We start from the raw sequence: 22,960 nt of genomic DNA on the forward strand, positions 1-22,960 counted from the left end.
ACCGCTTTAAAGCCCCTCAACTTTGTTTTGTTAGTGCGCTTATGTCATCTACAATCTGTGGCCACAGTTGCGTTGGTAATGTATGGCCCATTCCTTTAAGGATTTTCAATGTCGCATTAGGTATCGCTTCTGCCGTAGCAATTCCGCATTGTACCGGCACTAATGGGTCAGCGTCACCATGAATAACTAAACTTGGTATATTCAATTGCTTTAAAGCTTCGGTGCGATCTTCAGAATCCAGAATAGCGCTAAGTTGGCGCACAACACCGTCAGGATTAAAGCCACGCTCTCGCGACTCCCGCACAACTTGCTCAACACGCTCTTTATCGAAAGCGTAATGATCCCCCTGCAATACCGACCAAACATCTATACTTTGCTGTACAAATTTTTCAAGCTCGCTCGACATTGGTTTTAGTAACTTTGCACTTGTAGTAGCGCTAGGTTTAGGTAAAGAACGGTCCCCGGTTGTCGACATAATCGATGTCAAACTTAGGACTCTCTCAGGCGCTTTTATTGCCATACACTGCGCAATCATTCCTCCCATGGACGCACCAACAATATGCGCTTTGCTTATGTGTAGCTCATCCATTAAGGCTAAGGTGTCGTTAGCCATATCATCAAGTAAATAAGGTGCGTTCACTTTTTTATGAAAGAAGGTATTGCCGATAAAATCCCACATACTTGGCACGGGTGAGTTTGTCAGCCAAGTCGTTTTACCAACATCCCGGTTATCGAAGCGAATTACCCAAAAACCTTTCCCCGCCAATAACTGACAAAATTCGTCATGCCAATGAATCATTTGGGTGGCCAATCCCATAATTAAAATGAGTGGAGGATTATTGATATCGCCAAAACTATCAAAAGTAATTTTTAGGCCGTTGGCCTGAATCTGTTTTTCTTCGTGGTGTTCTCTACCGCTTATCACTATTATTATGCTCTCAATTGTTGCTTTTTGGTCACTTTGTTTACGCCGCGCTATTTTTTAAATAGGGCTGCCACTCACCTTCATTTTGAGCCAAACGGTTTGCCACTATCCATATAACTTCATGATTGTGCCCAAGTCCTAAATGGCTCCCTTTTACTTCGATATTTTCAGCTTGGTGACCTAAGTCAATTTGTCTATTTGTGCACGCTTTCCAATGAGCAACCCCATCGCTCTTAGAGTATATAGCCGATGACGGAACCGGAGGCGGTGTTAACATATCGACTAAGACCTGCGGGTTTGTCGTTACTATATCGCCGTTAATGAAATTAAACAATTTAGCAACCATTGGGGCTGAACCACCTGGCCCATTAAAGGGGCTGCCAAGGGTAATTACTTGTCTAACATGATCAGGTAACAATCTGGCAATCTCTCTTGCCAAAATTCCGCCTAAACTCCATCCAACCAGACTCACTTTTTTCTCATGCTTGAGCGACAAGGCCACAACACGATCTAGCAGTTCATCACTCAATACGCTATTGCCGCCCACAATTTGTGTGCCCATGTTACGACCAAGTCCCCAACCATAAGTTTTATAGCCTTTAAACTTTAAAAATGAACGGATAGGTTTGGTGCTAACATCGCTCGCTAAAAAGCCTGGCAATACCATCACAGGATGCTTATCGCCTTTTGGCGCACGAGACAAAAAAGGCAGCAGCATGCCGGTCAAACCTAGTTCTAAAACACCCCGGCCTTCAGCCATCATATGCAATAACGCAGGCTTGGGTAAGTCTAAAATTGAGGTATGTTTACTCATTATATTTCCTTAACGGCAAGCTAATCTTGCTCTATAAAGTTTTTGAGGATGTCGCTTTCGTTCATTTTTTTCTTCGCAGCATCTTCTAATTCGTTAGCGCTTTGGCGTATATAACGCGTAAAGTCATCTAAGTCAGGCATAAGGTTCATGGCACTTGTTGGGCTTATTGAAATAGTCCCATTGTAGCTACAAATTGGCATGATAAGCCCCATACCATCAAAGATGGGGGCAGTGCCCATGTTTACAATCAATTTATGACCCGCCAAATAGAGTGGAATTTGCGGGCCTGGTACATTGGTAATGACCACATTAAAGAAAGGATTGTGCCTTTTTGCGATCGCCGCGCTCGAATAAAAGCGTGCAGCGACGCCGGCCAAGCCAAAGGGAATTAACTCAGCGTAACCCATCAGACTTTTAGCATCTATAGCGTCTTGATAGAGTTTACCTACTACTGTGTTTAGGTGAATTTTTTGTAGTCTTTTTATTGGGTCGCCTTCATCTGTGGCCAACTGCACATACATCGCTGAGACTTGATTACCCATTGCGTTTTTTTCATCATTTGTACGCGTAGATACTGGCACCATAGCGACTAACGGCTTATCAGGTAACTCGTTTTTTTCCAGCAAATATCGTCTCAATGCGCCTGCACAAATAGCCAATATAACGTCATTCAAGGTTGCCCCTTCAACCACCTTCCTGAGCGCTTTAACCCGTGTTATGTCTAAAATTGCAGAATTCCACACTCTTGCTGTTTCAACAGTGTCGTTAAAACGTGTTTTAGGAGCGCGCAGTGGTAAAGTAGGTAAGGTCATGCCAGGGCTGCGGGTTAAAAAGCCAGCTTTTAAAGTCGACTTGCCGGTGTCCCAAAGTAAGCCGGGTAACTTGCCTGGGCGCGTTATAAAGTTGTACGCGCTTTTAGCCATTAATCCTGCAGAACCTGGAATGTCGTCAATCTGTTTCGGTTTTGCTGCAGGCACCTTGCGCGGAATGGGCGAAACGTCATACAACATGCTCATTAAATCTGCGCCCGATTTACCGTCAAACCCAGCGTGATGCACTTTGCTGATCAATGCTACAGAGCCTTTTGGCACTTGCGCAATGGCGTCTAAGCCTTCAACAAAGACAAATTCCCACAGGGGACGTTCACGATCTAATTGCTTAGAAAATATGCGACTAGCCAAGTAGCGTAACTCTTTCCAACCACCAGGTCGAGGCAAGGCGGTGCGATGTAAATGCTGGTTTAGATCAAAATCTGGATCTTCCACCCAATAAGGTCTATCGAGGCTCATGGGCACGGTAACTAATTTTTGTGTTAGTTTATCTACCGTGTGCAGACGCTCTTGCATAAATTGGCGAAAGGTATCAAAGGCCAAAGAGCCTTCAATAATTGCTACGCCTCCAATATGCATAGGTACTTTTGACGTCTCGAGATACAAAAAGGAGGCATCTAATCCTGATAACTCTTCCATCTTTCTTCCTTTGCTGTGGGTAGATTAACAAGTGCTATATAACTTGCTATTTAAGGAGACTAAAACAAATCCGGCAAATTAGATACCACACCTATTCTCTTAATTCCCTGCGCAATATTTTACCAACATTGCTCTTAGGTAACTCTTCTATAAACTCTACTTTTTTGGGTACTTTGTAAGCCGTTAAATGAATACGACAATGTTCAATGACTTCTTTCTCAGATAAATTTTCATGTCTTCGTACCACGACTAATTTTACAATTTCACCAGATACTTCGTGAGGCACACCAATCGCAGCGGCTTCTAACACATGCTCATGCATAGCCGCGACTTCTTCTATTTCATTGGGGAAAACGTTAAAGCCCGAGACTAGTATCATGTCTTTTTTACGGTCAACGATATAGAAATAGCCATCTTCGTCGCAAGTTGCAATATCACCGGTGGCAAGCCAGCCATCCACAAGCATCTCATCGGTGGCATCTTGACGATTAAGGTATCCTTTCATGACTTGTGGTCCTTTTACGAGCATTTCACCCGCTTCTCCCAGTGCGACCTCATTGCCTTGCTCATCTACAAGTTTAATGTCGGTAGAAGGTACAGGCATACCAATTGACCCTTTATAACGTTCTAGCTGCGGAGGATTTACGGTAACCGTTGGGCAACATTCTGTTAAGCCATATCCTTCTAATAACACCAAACCTGTCGTTTCTTGCCAGCGCTCGGCCACCGGCTTTTGCACAGCAGCGCCGCCGCCCAGCGCAAATTTCAATCGGCTAAAATCTAAATCCGCAAAACCAGGCGTGTTGAGTAAGCCGTTAAATAAGGTATTTACCCCCGTTATTACAGTAAAGGGGTATTTGGATAGTTCGGCGACAAAGCCGGGCATATCGCGAGGGTTAGTAATGAGTAAATTGGGACAGCCATACTTTACGAAGGTCAAGCAATTCCCCTGCAATGCAAAAATGTGGTACAGCGGTAAAGCTGTGACAACAAGTTCTTTGCCAGGCTCAATCACACTTTCCAAGATATTGGAGGTTTGTTCAAGGTTTGCGACAATATTTCTATGCGTTAACATTGCCCCTTTCGACGGCCCCGTCGTGCCGCCTGTATATTGTAAAAACGCTAAGTCTTCGCCACTAATATCGGGGCGCTCGTAGTTTAAGTCTTTGCCTTGTTTAAGCGCATCTAAAAAGCGCTCGGCATTAGGCAAATTAAAAGCTGGGACCATTTTTTTGATGTATTTAACGGCGAAATTAGCCAGCACTTTCTTAAACGGAGACAACATATCGCCTAAAGAAGTGAGCAAAACCATTTCAACATTGGTTTTGTCTATAACCTCGCTTAAGGTGCAAGCAAAATTTTCAACAATAATAATTGCTTTGGCGTTAGCATCGCTTAGTTGGTGCTGTAACTCTCGTGGTGTGTATAAAGGATTAACATTCACAACCGTCAGTCCTGCACGCAGAATACCGAAAAGTGCAACAGGATATTGAATGAGGTTGGGCATCATTATCGCCACCGCATCCCCTTTCTTCAAACCAGAATGTTGTAAGTAGGCGGCAAAGTCTCTTGATAAGCTGTTTAGTTCAGCAAAAGTAATGCTTTTACCCATGTTGATGTAACTAACATTATCTGCATATTTTTCAATAGCTTGTTCGAAAATATCAACGATAGAAGAGTACCGGTCAGGGTTGATTTCGGCAGGTACGCGCGCGTCGTAATTCTTTAACCAGATTTTTTCCACAATGCCTCCAGGCCGCCAGCTATAGTATTAGCTTGGATGTAGCGAATTAAGCAGACGTTTTATAATTATTTTTAAGCTATTTTCAGTCTACCTAAAAAGAGGACATATTTATACCAACATTTCATTAACATTCAAAAGAATGATAGTCACTCTGCGGCACAACTACGAATGCAAAAAAAAAGAGAGTATTTCTACTCTCTTTCTTTGCATCAGCTTTAACAATTATGCTTTAGGCGTTTTAGTCGCTGCTGTCGCTTTTTTAGCTCTTGGTGCTTTGCTCGCTTTAGGCTCGGCGCTTAATTTAGCTACGGCTAAAGTCAAGGCGTCGATTTTGGCACTTAGCTCTTCAATTTTTTCGTCGTTATCGTTAGACGAAAAACCAAATTTGCTACGCATTGTTTCTAAACGAGATTCAAAATCAGTTTTAGAAGCTACGTCATTTTTCACTTCTTCAACTTTCCCTTTGCCTTCGGCTTCAAGCTTTTGGCCTTTTGCGACTAGTTCGTCAAAGAACTTGTTTGAATCATTTGAAAAGCTTTCAATACGGCCAGTTAGTTCTTCATAGCCTTTACCGTAAGCGCCTAAACCAGCAAGCCATACTTTGCGAGCCATGTCTTCAGCGTTAGAAGCAGTTTCTTTGATCATGTTTTCTGCATTAGTTGCGGTTTCTTTCATTTTATCGATGTTAGTCATGTTATTCACCTTGTGATAGTTTAAAATTTAAAGCCTCTCTTCAATAGTAGATATGTTAAAGAGATAAATTAGAAACCGCATACTAATTAAGCAATTTATTAAAAATAATCAGCAAACTAGCCATCGCTCTTTTGGGCTTGCATTAAATCCCGCAAGTAAATCCCGCCTTTAATGCCGTCAATAGCTTCTTCTATATAGTCGGCGATTAGCTGGACGTCAGGAATAGTATCTCGACACGCCATCAATCCAAAACCAATGGTGTCACAATAGCTCACTACGGTAATATTGAGTGACTGCCCATCAATCAACACCGATAGGGGGTAAGTTGCTTTGAGTTTTGCCTGCCCAAAATAAAGGGGCTGCCTAGGCCCAGGTACGTTTGAAATAGTAATATTTGCAGCCGCTGGAGTAATGCTTGATAGATTCAGTTGATTCATTACCGCCACTAAGCCTTGCGCTAAAACCGCGAAGTTAGTCGCGGCATCTGCAGACACATTCACCAACTCACTTTTTGCATCTTTGGTAGAATTGCCAATTTTTTGTAGGCGCGTCATGGTGTCTGATTCATTTGTTGCCAAATCAGCAATCACGTAGGTAATTTGATTACCCGAACGATTAACCTGACGCACAGAAACCGGAACCGACGCGATGAGTGATTTCTTTGGCAATACGCCTTTTTCCTTCATATATCGGCGCAACGCACTTGAGCATAGCGCAAGCACAATATCGTTCACCGTTGCGTTGGCTTGTTTACCTAGTTCTTTAAGTTGCTCAAGCGAGATAGCTTTGACCGCAAAGCGGCGCGAACCGGTAATTGGAACGTTAAACATAGATTTAGGTGCGCTAAATGGCACTGGCGAGGTGTTTTTGTCGATGCCAATGGCTTTTAAGCCCTGACCCAAAAACATTTTCGAGAGGTCTTGAACCATTTTTGAGCTCGACCCCACTTTTTCAACAAGCTTTGTGGTTTTTTCTGTCAAACTCATCGTCGCCTGCATCGCATTTTTTCTGCGCTTCGCTATACCAACCCACGGCGCTATCACCTCATCTTGCGCAGCTAAACTTAAGCAGTTCTCCATCAATTCTATGCCGCCCATCCCGTCGATTGCGGCATGATGCATCTTCATATACAAGGCAAATTGATTGTTCTCTAAACCTTCAATTAAATGAAACTCCCACAAGGGCCTTTCTCTGTCTAAAAGTCGGCTATGCAAGCGTGATGCGAGTTCTAAAAGGTCACCAACACTGCCCGGTTTTGGCAACGCAGAATGGCGCACATGGTAATGGATATCGAAGTTTTCGTCAGTTTCCCAACTAGGCAATGCAGCACTATGCACCGAACTTAACTTTTGGTTAAAAGGCGGCCCAGGCGCTTGGCGTTCTAATTTAGCCAATAGGTCCCGCGTATAATTACCTTTGTAGTTTTTGGGGATTTCGAAAATAGTCAGACTCGCTACGTTCACCGGCGTACTTTGCTTCTCAAGAGATAAAAACGCGAGATCCAGCGCACTTAATTTGTTTGACATAATTATTTACTCAATACCGTTACATGTTGATTTCTTAGTGTACACACAGCATGGTGATGAATTCAATTTAAATGATGAATAAGGTGCAAGCGTTCTACGCTTGAATAAATTCAGACATGTCTTGTGTTGCGTGCGATTCTTTTCTGCTGAATGTGAAAATGCTAATGTATCGTAGAAACTTTGCCCGCGACATATAAACATTAGCAGGGATCTGCAAAAATGCGAATCAATCAATATTCAATGATAGCGAAAAGTCTTGTTCGACATGTGAAAACAATTTTTTTGTTAGCGGCTCTGATTGTGCTAGGAGGTTGCATCGGGGTCTCGAATCATAAGGATGCGTTAGCGCTAAATTCGCCATTCGGTATTAGCGGCAGGATTATCAGTATAAATTGTGACGCGCTAGAGTGGGGTGATATTGAAGATTTGGTCAGGCCTTATCAAAGTGAAGAGTTGCAGCTAGCATTAATGCATCAAAGACAATCAAGTGCATATCGTTTAGCCGCCGCGGCTGAACAGGCCATGGCTGATGGTGATGACATGCCAAAGGCAGTTAAATTGCTATTGCAAGCTATTGTAGATGCGGGGTGTTAACGAATTAAGGGAAAGTTGGCCAAGCGATACTTAATTAAACCCATCATGGAAAGTAAGAAAACAAGCATGATGAGTACTTAGATTATTTTTTTAATCTAAACCATCGTCCATAAGTAAGGACACGCCATGTCCATTCCACCGGTCCAAACTGAAAATATTTGAACCACACGTTGGAAAATATGACTTGGAAAGTGAAGATTAAACAGGCAGCTAGAGCAAAGGACAAGGGTCCATAAGTGATTGAAAGATTAAATCCAATACCGTAGAAAATAGTGATACCAATAAGAGTTTGCATAAGATAATTTGTTAATGCCATCCTACCAGGTGACGCAAACACTTTTAGCCAACTAGCATGCTTATGCCACAGTTGTGCAAAAATGGCTAAATAAGCAAACCCCAATGGAAATACCGCCAATAGATAGGCAATGACTGACCATAATCCTTCTATGGAATGAGCTTGAAAAGAATTTAAGCCCGATAAATAAGTATAGACAACGCTTGAAGGTAGACCTATCGCCAAACCATATAAGATCGTTTTCCTAATTAAATCTTTATTTTCAAGCAACCTACCTGACAATAATTGTCTACCGGCCCACATTCCAATTAGCATAACAGCTAACACTTTTGGTATGCGCCAAGTATCAACCAGATAACCGATTCTACCAACGCCCAGTGCTGGATTTAACTCAAAATACCTCAACATATTAGGGGTTGTTACCGATTCATAAAATCCATTTAGAAAAGAACCCATATTTTGCTCACCATTGACTAGATAACCCGCTAGCTGATACATACCAAGGCTAGGCTCAACATTTGCAATCCAAAACAATAAATACCCTGCAACAGGAAGCAATAGCAAAATAACAGCAATAATTATTAATTTGTTGTCTGCAATATTGCGCATGAAAAAAAGCACAAAACCAAGAACCGCGTACAGTAAAAGTATATCGCCAGCCCAAAAAAAGTGAGATGTATAAAGCCAATGCAAAGAAGAAGGGCTAATCTACGCAGGTAAATATAGCTTGAATTAGTATTCGTTTTAGATTGCAAACGAGATAGTTGCAGCGAAAAACCGAGACCAAACAAAAATGAAAAAATGGTGTAAAAACGACCATCGACTATAAATAATATAAACGCGTCGTAAAGACCTGCGCCTAAGAAATCATGTTTAGCATCAGGGCTTACAAAAATCCACCCGGCAAAAAAAGGAATATTTGCAAAACAAATACCAAATAGGGCGAAGCCGCGAAGTGCATCAAGAATATCATAGCGAGAAGTTACTGTTGGCGTATTTTGGTTTTCCATAAATGCCATACCTTATTTTATGCAGGGCTTCGACACGTTATTAGTCCCTCTTGCAATTACATTAACATATTAACGCTAAAAAAGGATGAGCCAAACAGATTCCTGAAGGTCAATACGCCACGACTGATCCTTATAAAAATGAAATATATGCGCTCTGTCTATTCGCGCTCTTGAAACTAGCCCAAGCTAAGCGTTTTTAGCCTTAGAGAGCCCTTAAGCACATTACAAGGTTTTAATCAGCTTTTCCTAAGGACTTTATAACGCCTTAGAATGTTTAATAGAAACGCATTAAAACAACTAATTTTGGAGAATACGATGCGTAACAAATGGATAAAATATTTAGTGGCAATCTCTGCCTTAATTATGTCACAAGTAGGTTCTGCTGCTCCCATAAGAACTTTTGAATTTACTATTGACGGTTTTGTAAATGGGGGCTCAATCACTGGCCAGTTTTCAGGAGAAGACAAGGACGGTGATGGCTATTTAAGTGATAAATAGCCAAGAACATCGACGCGCAACGCAAAAAGTGAAACACAAGAAATAAAAATGACATTAGAAAAAGATAATCGATTGTGTAATCTTAACTCCCTTACCCTTGCTTTTACGTTGGCGGGAATGTCTTTTGGTGGTGTGGCGAAAGAAACTTTTGAAGAGCTGTCCAATATTGAAGTGATTGAAGTATCAATCAATAAGGGGTCAACGCCAATTCAATATGTCAGCAGTTCAATATCAGTGCTTAGTGAAAAGGAGTTATTCACTCTAGGTGTTGATAGTTTGCAAGATGCGATTGGTCACTTGGCTGGTGTTTCTCTTACTCAGGATCCTGTTGGTCTTTATGTCAATGATATGTCCATTACCGGTACCTATGCCGAAATACTACAACCTGATATTAGTATGTTTGATGTTAAGCGCATTGAGGTCGCTCGCGGTCCTCAGGGGATTATGTACGGTTCAGGTAATATTGGTGGCGCAGTTAGGATCATAACTAACTTGCCAGAGTTTAATGATTTTGATGGCGCAGCACGCATTGACTTAGGCAGTACTGATGGAAGAGAGCTTCGTCAACGCTACGACGCCATGGCTAACATTCCGTTAATCGAGGATACATTGGCATTGCGGATCGTTGGCTCGCGTCGGAATGAAGAAGGCTGGGTCGAGAACGTCACCCTAGGAACATCCAATGATCTAGAAGAAACACAGATGCGAGCGGCGATACGCTGGCAACCGGCACAGTCATTGAATATATTGCTGAGCCTGATAGATATCGACAATGAACCGCAAAGTGCCCAAATTGATGGTGTGAGCCCCAAACAAAGTCTGTTGTCTGGGGCTCTTGATGGTGACAAACTGCCCGGAACGTCACAATTAATGATCAATGCTGGTCTGGCGCGAGCATGGGAGTTAAATAATAATTACGAGTTAACCTGGCGGATTGACGCAAGATATGTTGATGACAGCAATAACCGATTTTCCAACGCCAGTGGTTTAGGTATAGCAAACCCCGATTTTGCAGTAAACGAGGCCTACTCCTATTTACAAACGAGTCTAACCCTAGACCTAGAGAGTTGGCAGTTAAGGGCCTACGCCGAAAATTTAACTAACAATGATAACAAGATTCTCAATATTGGTGCCGCCCAACCTAATCCATACATTAGCTTAAGACCACGAACGATTGGAATAAGGGCTAACTATCGTTTCTAATCGTATCTTGGGCATTATTGATGCCAATTTAAGCTTGACTGACGCATTATAGCCATTTAATGTGTGAGTCACATATAAGTCATTATGGTTCCTATTGAGTTATATATAATCCAATTATTAACTAACTAAGTGTGCAACCGAAAATGCGGAGATCATAATGCCAAAGTCAGTACCACGGTCTTATTCACGTTATACCGAAGAAGCTATAATCCTGCTATCAGGGCTTATTCGTGCTGCCCGATTAGAACGCAAGTTAAGCGCTCAGGAAGTAGCTGAGCGTGCAGGCATATCCAGAAGTATGCTCCAACGAATTGAAAAAGCCGACCTTAAATGCGAGATCGGCGCTGTATTTGAAGTCGCAACGATTGTGGGTGTAAATCTATTCAATGCAACTCCTTCTTCTTTTGCCTTAGCACGGCACATAAAACAAACTGACGAAAAGCTTGCATTGCTGCCGAAAAATGCACGCAAAAAGAATAAGGTGGTAGATGATGACTTCTAATGCCGAATATACTGAAGCTTACGTGTGGATTTGGCTTCCGGGCGAGACAAATCCAATAATTGCTGGAAAACTTGAAGCAGATAATAACTCTCTTATGTTTAATTATGGTAAGAGCTATTTAGAACGCAGAAATAATACGCCCTCCATTCCAATTTATGAACCTGAATTGCCGATGACGTCTGGCATTTTGCCTAACATAGGTGGGCTAAGTATGCCGGGCTGTATACGAGATAGTGCGCCGGACGCTTGGGGACGCCGCGTCATTATCAATAAGAAATTAGGACAAAAAGGCGCAGGTACCGATACGAATACCCTAGACGAACTCACTTATCTTCTAGAGTCTGGATCTGACCGTATTGGCGCTCTTGATTTTCAGCTTTCCCCTACTGAGTATGTTCCAAGATCTGCCAATAATGTCACTATGGAAGAACTACTGCAATCTGCCGAACGCGTTGAAAAAGGCATCCCGCTTACTCCAGAGCTCGATCAAGCCTTATATCACGGCAGTTCAATTGGAGGCGCTCGACCAAAAGCCCTTATTGAAGAAAATGGTATAAAGTACATCGCTAAATTCTCTGCAAGCACTGACCTTTATAGTGTTGTCAAGGCAGAATTCATTGCTATGCGCCTAGCAGCGTTAGTTGGGATAGATGTTGCACCTGTAAAAATGGTAAAGGCGGCCAACAAGGACGTTATTCTTATTGAGCGTTTTGATAGAGTAAAAGAAGCTAGCGCAGATGGTACTATAGACTGGTCGCGCAAATCGATGGTGTCTGCACTCACATTATTTGGTCTTGATGATATGATGGCACGTTATGCAAGTTACGAAACACTGGCAGAAATCATACGTCATCGTTTTACGAACCCTAGAGATACTCTGAGAGAGCTATTCTCGCGTCTTCTCTTCAATATCTTATGCGGCAACACAGATGACCATGCTAGAAACCATGCAGCTTTTTGGGACGGTAAGAATTTAAGCCTCACACCTGCTTATGACATTTGTCCACAAGGGCGTTCAGGGAATGAAACTGGGCAAGCCATGCGCATTATTGGTGACAATAATTTAAGTCAGTTTAAAACGTGTTTAAGTGCTGCTCAAAAATTTCTTATCAGAGAGTATGATGCCAGGGAATTATTCGAGCATCACAAATCAGTGATTGAAAATAATTGGCAAAGTGTTTGTGACGAAGCAGAGCTAAGCGAAGTAGACCGAAAATTATTTTGGGGACGGCAGTTTTTAAATCCATTTTCGGTCCAATAAACATTTAAAGAATTATCACATACACTTTATGATTTAAAATCATCGATTTTTTTAGTCAGCTAAGTCGCACTTACTGCAGTAAGGCTCTTGGTAGTGGATTAGGTCGCATATTAAAAGTCAATTACCTTGGCCAGTTCGTTCAACAATCATAGCGGCACATAGGGATAGGAATTCAGGTTTTCGCTATTTGTAGTGCAAAATAGCATAATATGGTCATAGTATCGTAAATCGTTACTTGGGGAACTTGGCTAGCGAATCGTCTAGCCATCTTAAATACCAATCTGTAAAGCTTAGCCTTGTATTTTTTTCATTGAAGCTCAAAGGATAAATACCTTCTTCTGAAACGCGACCATCAATCCATATAGTGCCAGATTCGTTGCCTGTAATAACTAAATTTGCAAAAAAACCACAACCTTCGTGGCAAATCCTTAACATCCCATCACACCACTTAGCATCATCATAATCTTCGTTTTCTTTTTCGTTCCATGCAGCGTCAAATCTAAAAGGTTGCGACAAGTTAATAACACTTGATTGACTTTCATTTTGTGGCAAGTCCAAAACGCCTTTTCGTAAACTTAAGAGACCATAACAAGGACCAGCGCTGGCATTCCCAAACGCCAACAAAAAAGCGCGATAATCTGCTGGCAATGCAACTTTAAACTCTTCTTCAAATTCCTCTAAGTCACTCTCAGAAATAGACGAACCGAATTGATAGCGGTGATGAGAAGCGCCAAAAACACCGTAGTCTTGATCAACCGACGCTAATAACCTTAGTTTTATGCTAATTTGTTCTATATTCCAATCTATTTCTGATTGTCTCTTAGGCTCTTCGTTATTGGCTAATTCATCATCAATTTGTATCTTTTCCGCCAAACGCTCTGTTTTCCAAAACAAACGTTTACCGATTTTACGAAGATGTTTAGCCCACTCGGGAGACACGGTTAATTGGTTTTTCTTTTTATGTGCCATCGTTACTTTACCCTGCTTTGATTCTATTTCACCTAAACTCACGAAAAACAGTGACTGTTAATTAGGTTTACTATTTAGTTAAGTCTTTTATTCTTCGATTAGTAGGACAAGACTAAAAAACCATTATTATCATTTTCACTCTGTTTTCAAATATCAAAGCTATTAGGCCTGCTTTGTGCAGGCCTTTATGCAAGCGAGAAAGGGTCAGACAATCTCATCCTTCACAATACGCCCATCTTCCATGGTGATTATTCTGTCTGCTAAATCTAGAATGCGGTTGTCGTGGGTAACCATTAAGGTGGTAGTTTGTCTTACTTTGGCGAGTTTCTTTAGCATTCCTACGACTTGGCGGCCTGACTCTTTATCTAGCGCAGCGCTTGGTTCGTCAGCAAAGATAACCTTAGGATTTGCAACAAGGGCTCTTGCAATTGCAACGCGTTGTTTTTGTCCTCCCGATAAGTTTTTGGGTAAGTAATCAATACGCTCTTGTAAGCCGAGGATAGTAAGCATGTGTTTAGCAGCTATGATTTGTTGAGGTAGATTGGCTTTCCCATGTACTTGCAGGCCCATCAGCACATTTTCAAGTGCAGTTAGACTTTCATGTAAGTTATGTGCCTGAAAGATAAAACCAAGCTGACGGCGAATGTCAGTTTGCTGTGTTTCACTGGTTTGAAACAGTTCATGACCTAGCAATTTCACACTGCCAGTTTGAATAGAACGAAGACAAGCCATTAAGGTTAACAAGGTGGTTTTGCCTGAGCCTGAAGGGCCCATCAATATGGTTAAGCTACCTGTTCGAATCGATAGGTTAATATCGAACAAAGCTTGTTTTTTCGCCTCACCTTCTCCAAAATAATGATTGAGTTGCTCAACCTGAATCGCATTTTGCGGCCGCGGCATACTAAAATAACTCCGCTGGATCTGCATTTTTTAGGCGTCGCGTCGCAATAAAACCAGATAATATGCACGCCAAAATAGTCCCCACTAACACCAGCACTAAGCGGCTAAAATCCATTGCCACAGGGAGTCCCGTTGCATGCGACATTGCCGTATAAATAATAAAGGCAAGAACGCTACCGGGAATAAAACCTATACACCCTAATAAAACCGCTTGTTCGATAATCACGCCTAAAAAGAAGCGGTTTTCATATCCCATTGATTTAAACGTCGCGTATTCTTTGATGTGATCGGCAACGTCGGTAGACAATACTTGATAAACGATCACCACCCCTACCAACACACCAATAAACACACCAAAGCCAAAAATAATTCCCACTGGTCTTTTGGTCATCTGATAGCTTACATCGTTACTGATTCGGTCTTTTAAGCTATGTACCTGAACATCATTGCTTGGCAGCATGTTACTCAATTTTGCAGCAAGCACCTGGACATCTTCATCAGTATGATTCGCTTGCATCTTAAGCAATATATGTGAAGGTGTACCTGCCTTTTGTTTTGGAAATAAACGTAAGAAGGTTTGGTCTGACACAATGATATTGCCATCCGCACCAAAGCCGCTTCCTATCGAAATTGTGTCGGCGAGCGTTAGTGCAATATTGTTTAGTTCAATCTTATGCTTCGAGTCGACTAATTGCGCGAGGGTTGAGGTATCTAGTCCGCGCGTTTTTGCATCAAGTAACATAGTATTTTGTAAGCTTATTTGCGCCAAATAAGGGTGCAGGCTTTTCGCTACAAAGGCCTTGGCTTCTGGTTTTATCCCGTAAACCATCATGCTAGCTGCATTACCGTTAGGGATATTCCAATTAAGTAGGCCAATATAAACGGGACTTGCAGCTGCCACCTCAGGGTTTGACATGCTTTGGTACATATACCTGCGCGCAAGCGGGGAGCCATCTGAGAGCGTATTGGCATCAATCGAGGAGATAATAAGGTCTGCGACAAGGGGCGAATAGCTCATTTGAATACTGGTGTTGAAGGCCCCTATGATACCAAGCTGCACAAATACCAAAATATTCGCAAAAGCAACGCCAAACACAGCGGCTAGCATCCTGGTTTTATTAAAACTAAGTTGCAACCAGCCAATGGGGATGCGCCCAAGCAGCTTAGTCAATGCTAGCTTAAACCAGGTCATGACTTGCTTTGTTCGCTATGAATAGTGGCAATCACCTCTAGTCCGTTAAATGATGCTGCTATAAGCGATGAGTTTGGTTCTAACTCTACCGTGACAATGACTACTCTGGCGTCGGTATTTGCGGCGGGCGCTTGTGCGACCAATTGTTGTTTTTTTACTTCTAGACCAATCCTACTTACATGGCCCTTGAGCACTTGATCGCCAATTGCCTGTGAACGCAGTGTTACCGCTGCACCATTATGCACATGCGTAATATCAGACTGATACACTTCTAACTTTGCTTGCATGCGACTAGTATCACCAAAGCTGGCAATACCTGACTCTCCGGGTCGTTCGCCAACTCGTGCATGAATAGACAATATTACCCCGTCTGAGGGCGCTCTTAGCGTCGCGTTATTCACATCTTCTTGTTTGGCTGCCATTCTGCTTTTTGCGGCAGCTAAGTCGGATTGCGCCAATCTTACTTCAGTATGTTGGCTTATATCCTCATATTGAAAATTATTTAAATTCGCTTTGGCGCTTTGCAATGCTTGTAAACTAGCTTGTTCTAGCGTGAGCAGTTTGTCTAACTCAGACTGAGTAATAACGCCCTGTTTAATTAATTCATTGCCTCTTTGTGCATCGCTACTTGATTGATGATAATTGATTTGATTACGCTCTACTTCTGCCAGCGCTTTTAGGCGATTGTTTTTAAGGTTTAGTTTAGTTTGCTCAAGCTTAGCTTGTGCTACTTCTACATCCGTTTTCGCGGTATCGAGCTGTGCTTGCAATGTGCCTAGGTTATCCATCGTGGCGATAATGTCGCCTTCTTGCAATGTTTGTCCTTCTTGCACAAATAATTTAGCCACACGGGCATTCACAGCCCCATATGGCGGCGCTAGAATAGACAGATCCTCAAAGGGTAACAATGTGCCAAGAGCTGTTGTTACTTGCGCTGTATTTTCTATACGTTGCTCATTTGCTTTGGGGCTTGCTGTGGCTATTGGATGCTCAGTGCCTCCTCCTGGCGCCAACCCCGTTATTTTCATAAAAAATTGCAAGCCTGGGGGCTGAAAATACAAACCAACAAAACCCCCTGTGGCGAATATAAAAACGCAAGGCACTATCCACAGCAGTTTACGCGAAATTCTTGAACGCTTTTTCTGACGTTTTAAAGGCTTAGTCCCATTATCGATAAGTGGCAGTGATGAATCATCGGATGAAGCACTATCGTATGGCTTTTGCGCCGTCATGAGGGTTCCTTTGTATGAAAATAGTTATAGTAAAAGTCTTAGGAACTTAACCAAGCAGCAAGGTAATCCCAAGTATCACCGGCGTAGTAAGAGTAATGGCTACATTTATGCCCATAAAGGGAATCAACTTGTCGATTTGTGATGCGTAATTTATAGCACCTTTCATAACCACAAACCCAGCACCCGCCGGAATTATTGCCAGCAAACATAACTTAGGAATATCACAGTAAGCCACCATAGCTATAATCACAGCACAACTTGCTAAGGTAAATAAACCATAAACCCAAGCACTTTTCTTTGTTCCATAGGCGATAGGAAAATGCCTGCGGCCAATCGCTTTGTCAGCTTCAAGATCTGGAAACTGATTTAACAGTAAGAGGTTGTTTGCCTGAAAAAAGACCACCAGCGATAGTCCTATAGCGATTGCAGAAAAATCACCAAGCAGTGCGGTTTCAGTGCCTAATATCATCAAAGGCCCAAACGCTAGGCCTGGCGCAATTAAACAAAGTAAGGGGATTCGGTTTAGCCATTCAGTATATAGAACAATGGTTAGCGCCCCTAATACGCCAATGGGTAAAAGCGCCCAACCAATGTGTTGCATAAAATAAAGCCCAATTATGAGGGTAATCCCAAGAGTTACTATCGCCGTAAGCAACACATAAAAAGCACTTGCAGGCTGTGCAACCAAACTGCCACTGCCGCCACTAAAGGGGGTTTTAATCGTAGCGAAGTCAAGCCCGCTTTTGTAATCTTGATATTCGTTTAAGGCATTTACGCTAACATGAGCACAAAGTGCACCTACAACAACCAGCGCCGCAAATAAGATATTAATGTCAGCGCCGCTGCTTTTAATAATGGCAATAGCTAAAAAGACCGATGCCAAAGGCAAAAGTAAAAAAGGCGGGCGAGTAGATTTAATGACCGTAGCGACATGACTGCTCATGGCTGTATATTTACCGAGAACGAAAAGATGCTGTTAATGTTATACAGCAGGGGCAGCTTTGGCAATGTTGATTTTTGTTGTTTACTTGTCTTGTGAGTAGTGCTGTTTAATTAGGTCCGCTGCGCGTTCGGCGATCATAATGGTGGGGGCATTGGTATTGCCACTAATTAAACTGGGCATGACAGAGGCGTCAATCACTCTAAGTCCCTCTACACCTTTTACTTTAAGATGAGGATCGACCACCGTATCTGCGTCTTCAGGGTCGCCCATTTTGCAGGTTCCTACTGGATGGTAAATGGTCTCGGCACGCTTTCTAATAAAGGCGAGTATTTCTTCATCGCTTTGTACTTCGGGCCCAGGGCCAATCTCGCGTGAGCGATATTGTGCAAACTCCTTTGCGGCTAAAATTTCACGGGCTTTTTTAACCCCTTCAATCATAACTTTGACATCGTCTTCATGGGATAGATAGTTAGGATCGATTCGCACTGGAACAGTAGGGTCTGACGACTGCAAGCTAATCTCGCCCCTGCTTTTGGGATATAAACAGCAAACATGTAAGCCAAATCCATATCCAAAGGCAGTTTTACGCCCATGATCCAGCAATATCGCTGGTAAAAAGTGGTATTGAATATCTGCCAAACCGTCTGCGTGTTTGGTTTGCACAAAACCACCGGCTTCTGCAATGTTTGTCGATAACACGCCTTTGCGCTTGAATACATAGTCAAATGCGGATTTTATATATTTGGGTAAGGCCGTTAAGGCAACCGCATAGCCTTCCCTGGCCTCGCACCTATGTTGAACTATTGCGTCAAGATGGTCTTGCAAATTTTGGCCCACACCCGGCAAATCAACAATGCATTCAATGCCATGTTTTGCTAGCGCTTGTTTGGGCCCAATGCCTGATAACATGAGTACTTGTGGGCTGTTGACTGCGCCGCTCGACACAATTACCTCTTTAACAGCACTCAATGTAAGTGACTGACCATCGACTAATACTTTTACCCCTTTGGCAACTTTGTTTTCTATGACGACTTTTTCAACCAACGCTTGCGTAATAACCGTTAAATTATCCCTTGCCATGGCTTCAGTTAAATAGGCCTTGGCACTTGAACATCGTTGGCCATTTTTTTGTGTCACCTGATAAAAACCGAGCCCCTCACGTTGCGGCCCATTAAAGTCAGTCACGATGTTTTCGCCCACTTCTTCGCTAGCCTTAACAAAAGATTCAGACAACACGTCTTTTTGACGTAGGTCGCTTACGCCAAGTGGCCCTGTAGTCGCATGCTCGCCCCTTAAACCACTTTGCTGATGTTCTGACTTAAGAAAATATGGCAATACCGAGTCCCAACCCCAGCCTTTTGCACCCTGAGATTCCCAGCTATCGTAATCTTCTTTTACGCCTCTGATATAAATCATCGCATTTATCGAACTAGAACCACCGAGTGTTTTACCGCGTGGCCAATGCAATTCTCGTTTATCTAAATTTGTTTGCGGGGCCGTCGCATACTGCCAGCCTATGCCTTTCACTCTTGCCAACAGCGACAAGCCAAAGGGAATATGAATAAGAGGATTTTTATCTTTTGTGCCCGCTTCAATTAAACAAACAGAATGCTGCGGATTTTCAGACAAGCGAGCAGCTAGTGCACAGCCTGCAGAACCTGCACCAACAATGATGAAATCAAACTGGGTTTGGGATAATGTATGCATGAATTACGTTTACTACCTAATCAAAAATAATATGACATCATTTCAAACTCATCTGACGTCCTACCAGTCATATTAGCAAAAAAAGGGGGTCAGTGTTACTTTTCTGTTAAATAAAAAGCCTAAACGTTTATGCAAGTGTCCTACAACCTTGACAACAATGCGCTTATCTCCACAATAGCGATAACTCTTAACAACTAACATAGCTTATGAAGCCACATTGGCGTTTAAAATTCCGCTTATTAACTGCTAAGTTACTCATCAAGTTGGGTAAGCTCCCTCATGCCCAATACTCTAGTGCTGAATTAACGGAGCTCGCAAATCAGCATCTTCCAGAAACGTTTAGAATTGACGTCCCGGTAAGTAAAGGCGAGTTGACCTTACTTTCAGCGCAAATAAGCATGCCGAAAAAGAAAAATCTTATCAATGTCGTGTTATTTAGCAGCGTTTTAATTGGCCCTCCAGGAAAACCGATTTACCGAGCACACATAAATATACGTATCGAGGTTTATCCGGTATACGACTCCTCAATCAAAACCGTTAAAGTTGAAAAAATGCGGGTAGGCGACGTAAGGCTGGTAAACGACGAGTACGCCATTATTGAAGACAGCCGTGACTTACTTAGTATTTTATTTCCAAAAACATTGCAAAACTTAGTGTCTGGCACCATGAAGTCAGCTTTTGGCTTAATCACAGCAGGTGGTTCTGACCTTGCCGCCGATTATTTAAAATTATATTTGTCGGGCAGTAAAAAACGCATCCTCGATTATCACCGTCCACAAATTGAAGCACTCGTTCATGAGTTTAGTTTGCGTGACGACCTTAAGTATCAACTGAGTGAAGAAGATTTTGAAGAACATCTATTTTGTTTATACGGCAAGGCAGTTGTGGTCGAGGACGGCTCGTTGAAGTTCAGGTTCTAAAAACAAAAAAATACGATTGCTAGTTTCACGAAGGTTAGTGTATTAATTTCCACGTAGTGCAAAGCATACTCTCATATTGAGGCTAGGCTAATTTCCTCTTTAGGTATTAATGTTAATGTATTGGTATCTGCAATATTATCGATTGAATGCTAAAAGCAATTTATGCTTAAGACATTACTATTAGAAAATGTTGTAGTTCAGCATCAAATACAAAGAGATTTACCATGCAACGCGAATTTCAAGAAGGCTTCACGCTGATTGAGCTAATTATTGTTATCGTTATTTTAGGCATTCTTTCTGTTGTCGCTGCGCCTAAATTTATTGATATGCGCACTGACGGACTTTCAGCACAACTTAACGCTTTGCAAGGCTCGTTGAAAGCAGCAAACACCTTAATTTATTCTAAATCCATATTCGCGGGTCAAGAAAAGCAAACGTCTGGTTCGGTAAGCGTGAATGGGCAGACAATTAACACTACACTTGGCAACATCACACCTTTAAGCGCAAATGTTATGAAAGCATTAGATGGCTCATATGAGGTGATGGCTAACGCAAATGACGCTATCACTGCTGATTGGGGAATGTATGATGTGCCGGGCGGAACCACAATTTATATTGTCCCGAAAGGCTATGCGGCATTTGATAGTTGCAATGTGCTGTTTAATGTCGATCCATCTTTCAGTTCAGAACCGACTTTCTTTAGTGTTACCACGACGGGTTGTTAGTTGGCGCTAAAACCAATTAAGCTAATGCATCTTTCCAGCGCTGCTGAGAAACATGCTGCTTTATGAGTTCTAAACATTCATTAACAATCAACAGTACTTCTTGGTCGAGCATGTGGTCTTCACTGCTAAACCTGCCAAGGCCATGCTCAACAAAATCGTCGATTTTGTCGGGAGTGATATCTTTTAGCATATTCACAATCGACTGGGTGACTATATCTGTTATTGACTGTTCTAAGGTACTTTCGATTGTGCGGCCCACTACCGGTACTAATTTTAGCGTCGATATTTGAGAGTTGCCTCGTACCGCTTTTCCAACACTTTTTTGCACATGTTTGAGCACCGATTCAGCATGTTCATTGTGCTCAATGGATTCGCCAACATGCACCATAATCGACGACAGCCATTGCGTTAAAATAGGCAAGCGTGTTGCGATCACGTTTTTGCTAATGTCATCAATTAAAGGAGAACCCGCGGCAATATCTTTTTGTGCATCTGTGAGTACTTTTACGACTATCCTGTCACTAAGCTCTTCTACAAATACATCGTAATAGAAAATAATAAAACGATAGACAGCAGTATTTCTTAAATCAATAATTTCGTATTTTTGTAAGCGGTACAAAATTGAGAAAATACGCAAGAATCTAAATATTCTAGCGCCGCCCAAGGGAATACAGCCAACTAAATCATACCAGTGAATAAAAGGGAAAAATACCATCGCATATAGGTTTTTCGCACTAGTGCCGCGACCCATCTCAAACAAAATTCAAATAAGAAAATACTAATAAAAGCAAGATCATATAATATAAAGTTATCATGAATAGGGGCGTATGCCGGTACGATATCAGCGGATATTGCCGAAAGGATCGTTTTGAACGCTTGTGTCCCATAAAGGCCGTCAAACAACAGCCAGACTAGGTTTATGGTAAGTAAGCCCAGCATCACCAAATCAAGGATTATCCATGGCCCCTCTTGACTCGATTTAAGTTTAGAGTAGCTAAAGTTAAACATGCTTATCCAAATTTCTGTTCATGTTGCTGCAAGGTTTTCTCTACTTTTTGCAAGGCATTCATTATCATAGCCGCAATCGATGGTGACTGATTTTTTGCGCGCAAGGTATGCGAGTGTGCTGCGCACAACACTTCAGCATCTTGCCATTGTTCTGCAAGATTTGCAGCCCAAAGCCTGAAATCATCAGCGCTCCCTTTTCTTTTCTCTAAAGTTTTAGACAAAGTCATATGAAACGCAAGTTCTGGGCTTTTTAAGACACTGAGCAAACCAGGAAGCTTTAAATACATGAACGTATCATCAACATGAATGGTTTTTGATGCTTTATGATAAGCCAACACTGACGAAAAATGCAGGTGTTCATTGTCTGAAATAAATTCAACCCCTTTCGGCACAGAAAATTCAAAATCTTCGGCATACATAGCAGCAAACTCAGGCGAGTTCGTAAGTTCAATACACCAAGGTAATTCAGGGAACTTATCTTTATGACGGGTCGTGCCGTATAATTTTGCATGGGGGTAAAGTGCATGCGTACTTTCTACATGTACGGTATGAAAAGGATGTAAATTAATGATAGCTTCAATATCCTTGCCCCCGTTCGTCAGCGCATTTACTTGCTGTTTTATATCCTCATTAAAAGTGTAGGCATCAAGCAGCACAAATTTACCATTTTTACGTCTCACCAAAGAAGCTTGAGTACCTATGTTTAATAAACCAAGCACTCTAAATTCGCCACGAATATTGTAAAAATCATCCGAGATTTTAATCATCTTATCAGTCATTTAGCCTGCCCTTTTTGCGTGCTTTATAATATTGTGACAAATTGCCACATT

General features: G+C 42.1%; 23 protein-coding genes. 7 read left to right on the top strand and 16 right to left on the bottom strand.

Translation table 11 applies throughout. From position 1 onward, the window contains the following. Positions 1–16: 16 nt before the first annotated feature. The 6 genes from AC0L6H_RS01470 to AC0L6H_RS01495 all read right to left on the bottom strand — a co-directional run bounded on the left by AC0L6H_RS01470 (position 17) and on the right by AC0L6H_RS01495 (position 7,171). Positions 17–925 (bottom strand): alpha/beta fold hydrolase, encoded by a 909-nt coding sequence (locus AC0L6H_RS01470; RefSeq protein ID WP_473392133.1) that lies wholly within the window; start codon positions 923–925, stop codon positions 17–19. Positions 926–965: 40 nt separating this feature from the next. After that, complete coding sequence (locus AC0L6H_RS01475; RefSeq protein WP_473392135.1) at positions 966–1,739, bottom strand: esterase/lipase family protein; 774 nt, start codon at positions 1,737–1,739, stop codon at positions 966–968. 20 nt (positions 1,740–1,759) lie between these two features. After that, positions 1,760–3,208, bottom strand: a complete 1,449-nt coding sequence (locus tag AC0L6H_RS01480; protein WP_473392136.1) for a WS/DGAT/MGAT family O-acyltransferase — start codon at positions 3,206–3,208, stop codon at positions 1,760–1,762. Positions 3,209–3,299: 91 nt separating this feature from the next. Beyond that, a complete protein-coding gene (gene fadD / locus AC0L6H_RS01485; protein ID WP_473392137.1) occupies positions 3,300–4,952 on the bottom strand; it encodes a long-chain-fatty-acid--CoA ligase FadD in 1,653 nt (550 codons plus the stop codon). Between the two features lie 222 nt (positions 4,953–5,174). Then, the gene (locus AC0L6H_RS01490; protein ID WP_473392139.1) at positions 5,175–5,645 is read right to left on the bottom strand and encodes a phasin-related domain-containing protein; all 471 of its coding nucleotides are present in this window, start codon (positions 5,643–5,645) and stop codon (positions 5,175–5,177) included. A 116-nt stretch (positions 5,646–5,761) separates the two neighbouring features. Next, positions 5,762–7,171, bottom strand: coding sequence for a WS/DGAT/MGAT family O-acyltransferase (locus AC0L6H_RS01495; RefSeq protein WP_473392140.1), 1,410 nt, complete (start codon positions 7,169–7,171; stop codon positions 5,762–5,764). 219 nt (positions 7,172–7,390) lie between these two features. Here AC0L6H_RS01495 and AC0L6H_RS01500 point away from each other — a divergent pair, with 219 nt between their 5' ends. Beyond that, positions 7,391–7,765, top strand: coding sequence for a hypothetical protein (locus tag AC0L6H_RS01500; RefSeq protein ID WP_473392141.1), 375 nt, complete (start codon positions 7,391–7,393; stop codon positions 7,763–7,765). A gap of 82 nt (positions 7,766–7,847) precedes the next feature. On the opposite strand, the gene AC0L6H_RS01505 is transcribed toward AC0L6H_RS01500, so the two are convergent. Both AC0L6H_RS01505 and AC0L6H_RS01510 read right to left on the bottom strand, forming a co-directional pair. Continuing rightward, positions 7,848–8,669, bottom strand: a complete 822-nt coding sequence (locus tag AC0L6H_RS01505; protein ID WP_473392143.1) for a DUF418 domain-containing protein — start codon at positions 8,667–8,669, stop codon at positions 7,848–7,850. Beyond that, positions 8,642–9,070: a hypothetical protein gene (locus tag AC0L6H_RS01510; RefSeq protein ID WP_473392144.1), complete on the bottom strand. Its 429-nt coding sequence runs from the start codon at positions 9,068–9,070 to the stop codon at positions 8,642–8,644. The genes AC0L6H_RS01505 and AC0L6H_RS01510 overlap by 28 nt, the downstream gene beginning before the upstream one ends. A 315-nt stretch (positions 9,071–9,385) precedes the next feature. Here AC0L6H_RS01510 and AC0L6H_RS01515 point away from each other — a divergent pair, with 315 nt between their 5' ends. The 4 genes from AC0L6H_RS01515 (at position 9,386) to AC0L6H_RS01530 (ending at position 12,534) form a co-directional block, all read left to right on the top strand. Next, on the top strand, positions 9,386–9,568 hold the full coding sequence (locus AC0L6H_RS01515; RefSeq protein ID WP_473392145.1) for a hypothetical protein: 183 nt from the start codon (positions 9,386–9,388) through the stop codon (positions 9,566–9,568). A 48-nt stretch (positions 9,569–9,616) separates the two neighbouring features. Beyond that, positions 9,617–10,771: a TonB-dependent receptor plug domain-containing protein gene (locus tag AC0L6H_RS01520; protein WP_473392146.1), complete on the top strand. Its 1,155-nt coding sequence runs from the start codon at positions 9,617–9,619 to the stop codon at positions 10,769–10,771. Between the two features lie 157 nt (positions 10,772–10,928). Next, positions 10,929–11,273, top strand: a complete 345-nt coding sequence (locus tag AC0L6H_RS01525; protein WP_473392148.1) for a helix-turn-helix domain-containing protein — start codon at positions 10,929–10,931, stop codon at positions 11,271–11,273. Then, a complete protein-coding gene (locus tag AC0L6H_RS01530) occupies positions 11,260–12,534 on the top strand; it encodes a type II toxin-antitoxin system HipA family toxin (protein WP_473392150.1) in 1,275 nt (424 codons plus the stop codon). The genes AC0L6H_RS01525 and AC0L6H_RS01530 overlap by 14 nt, the downstream gene beginning before the upstream one ends. Before the next feature lie 231 nt (positions 12,535–12,765). On the opposite strand, the gene AC0L6H_RS01535 is transcribed toward AC0L6H_RS01530, so the two are convergent. The 6 genes from AC0L6H_RS01535 to AC0L6H_RS01560 all read right to left on the bottom strand — a co-directional run bounded on the left by AC0L6H_RS01535 (position 12,766) and on the right by AC0L6H_RS01560 (position 19,477). Then, positions 12,766–13,503, bottom strand: coding sequence for an SMI1/KNR4 family protein (locus AC0L6H_RS01535; protein WP_473392151.1), 738 nt, complete (start codon positions 13,501–13,503; stop codon positions 12,766–12,768). A gap of 204 nt (positions 13,504–13,707) precedes the next feature. After that, complete coding sequence (locus AC0L6H_RS01540) at positions 13,708–14,403, bottom strand: ATP-binding cassette domain-containing protein (protein ID WP_473392152.1); 696 nt, start codon at positions 14,401–14,403, stop codon at positions 13,708–13,710. Between the two features lies 1 nt (position 14,404). Next, on the bottom strand, positions 14,405–15,595 hold the full coding sequence (gene devC, locus AC0L6H_RS01545; RefSeq protein WP_473392154.1) for an ABC transporter permease DevC: 1,191 nt from the start codon (positions 15,593–15,595) through the stop codon (positions 14,405–14,407). Continuing rightward, positions 15,592–16,827, bottom strand: coding sequence for a hypothetical protein (locus AC0L6H_RS01550; protein ID WP_473392155.1), 1,236 nt, complete (start codon positions 16,825–16,827; stop codon positions 15,592–15,594). The genes devC and AC0L6H_RS01550 overlap by 4 nt, the downstream gene beginning before the upstream one ends. 46 nt (positions 16,828–16,873) lie before the next feature. Further along, entirely contained in the window at positions 16,874–17,770 is an 897-nt protein-coding gene (locus tag AC0L6H_RS01555; protein ID WP_473392157.1) for a prenyltransferase, read from the bottom strand. An 81-nt stretch (positions 17,771–17,851) separates the two neighbouring features. Then, complete coding sequence (locus AC0L6H_RS01560) at positions 17,852–19,477, bottom strand: GMC family oxidoreductase (protein ID WP_473392158.1); 1,626 nt, start codon at positions 19,475–19,477, stop codon at positions 17,852–17,854. Positions 19,478–19,683: 206 nt separating this feature from the next. Here AC0L6H_RS01560 and AC0L6H_RS01565 point away from each other — a divergent pair, with 206 nt between their 5' ends. Next, positions 19,684–20,397: a hypothetical protein gene (locus AC0L6H_RS01565; protein WP_473392160.1), complete on the top strand. Its 714-nt coding sequence runs from the start codon at positions 19,684–19,686 to the stop codon at positions 20,395–20,397. A gap of 224 nt (positions 20,398–20,621) precedes the next feature. Further along, a complete protein-coding gene (locus AC0L6H_RS01570) occupies positions 20,622–21,122 on the top strand; it encodes a prepilin-type N-terminal cleavage/methylation domain-containing protein (protein WP_473392161.1) in 501 nt (166 codons plus the stop codon). Positions 21,123–21,138: 16 nt separating this feature from the next. On the opposite strand, the gene AC0L6H_RS01575 is transcribed toward AC0L6H_RS01570, so the two are convergent. Continuing rightward, complete coding sequence (locus AC0L6H_RS01575) at positions 21,139–21,873, bottom strand: hypothetical protein (RefSeq protein ID WP_473392162.1); 735 nt, start codon at positions 21,871–21,873, stop codon at positions 21,139–21,141. Between the two features lie 259 nt (positions 21,874–22,132). Then, entirely contained in the window at positions 22,133–22,909 is a 777-nt protein-coding gene (locus AC0L6H_RS01580; RefSeq protein ID WP_473392164.1) for a hypothetical protein, read from the bottom strand. Between the last annotated feature and the right edge of the window lie 51 nt (positions 22,910–22,960).

The sequence above is a fragment of the Glaciecola sp. G7-5 genome (genome assembly GCF_055808975.1).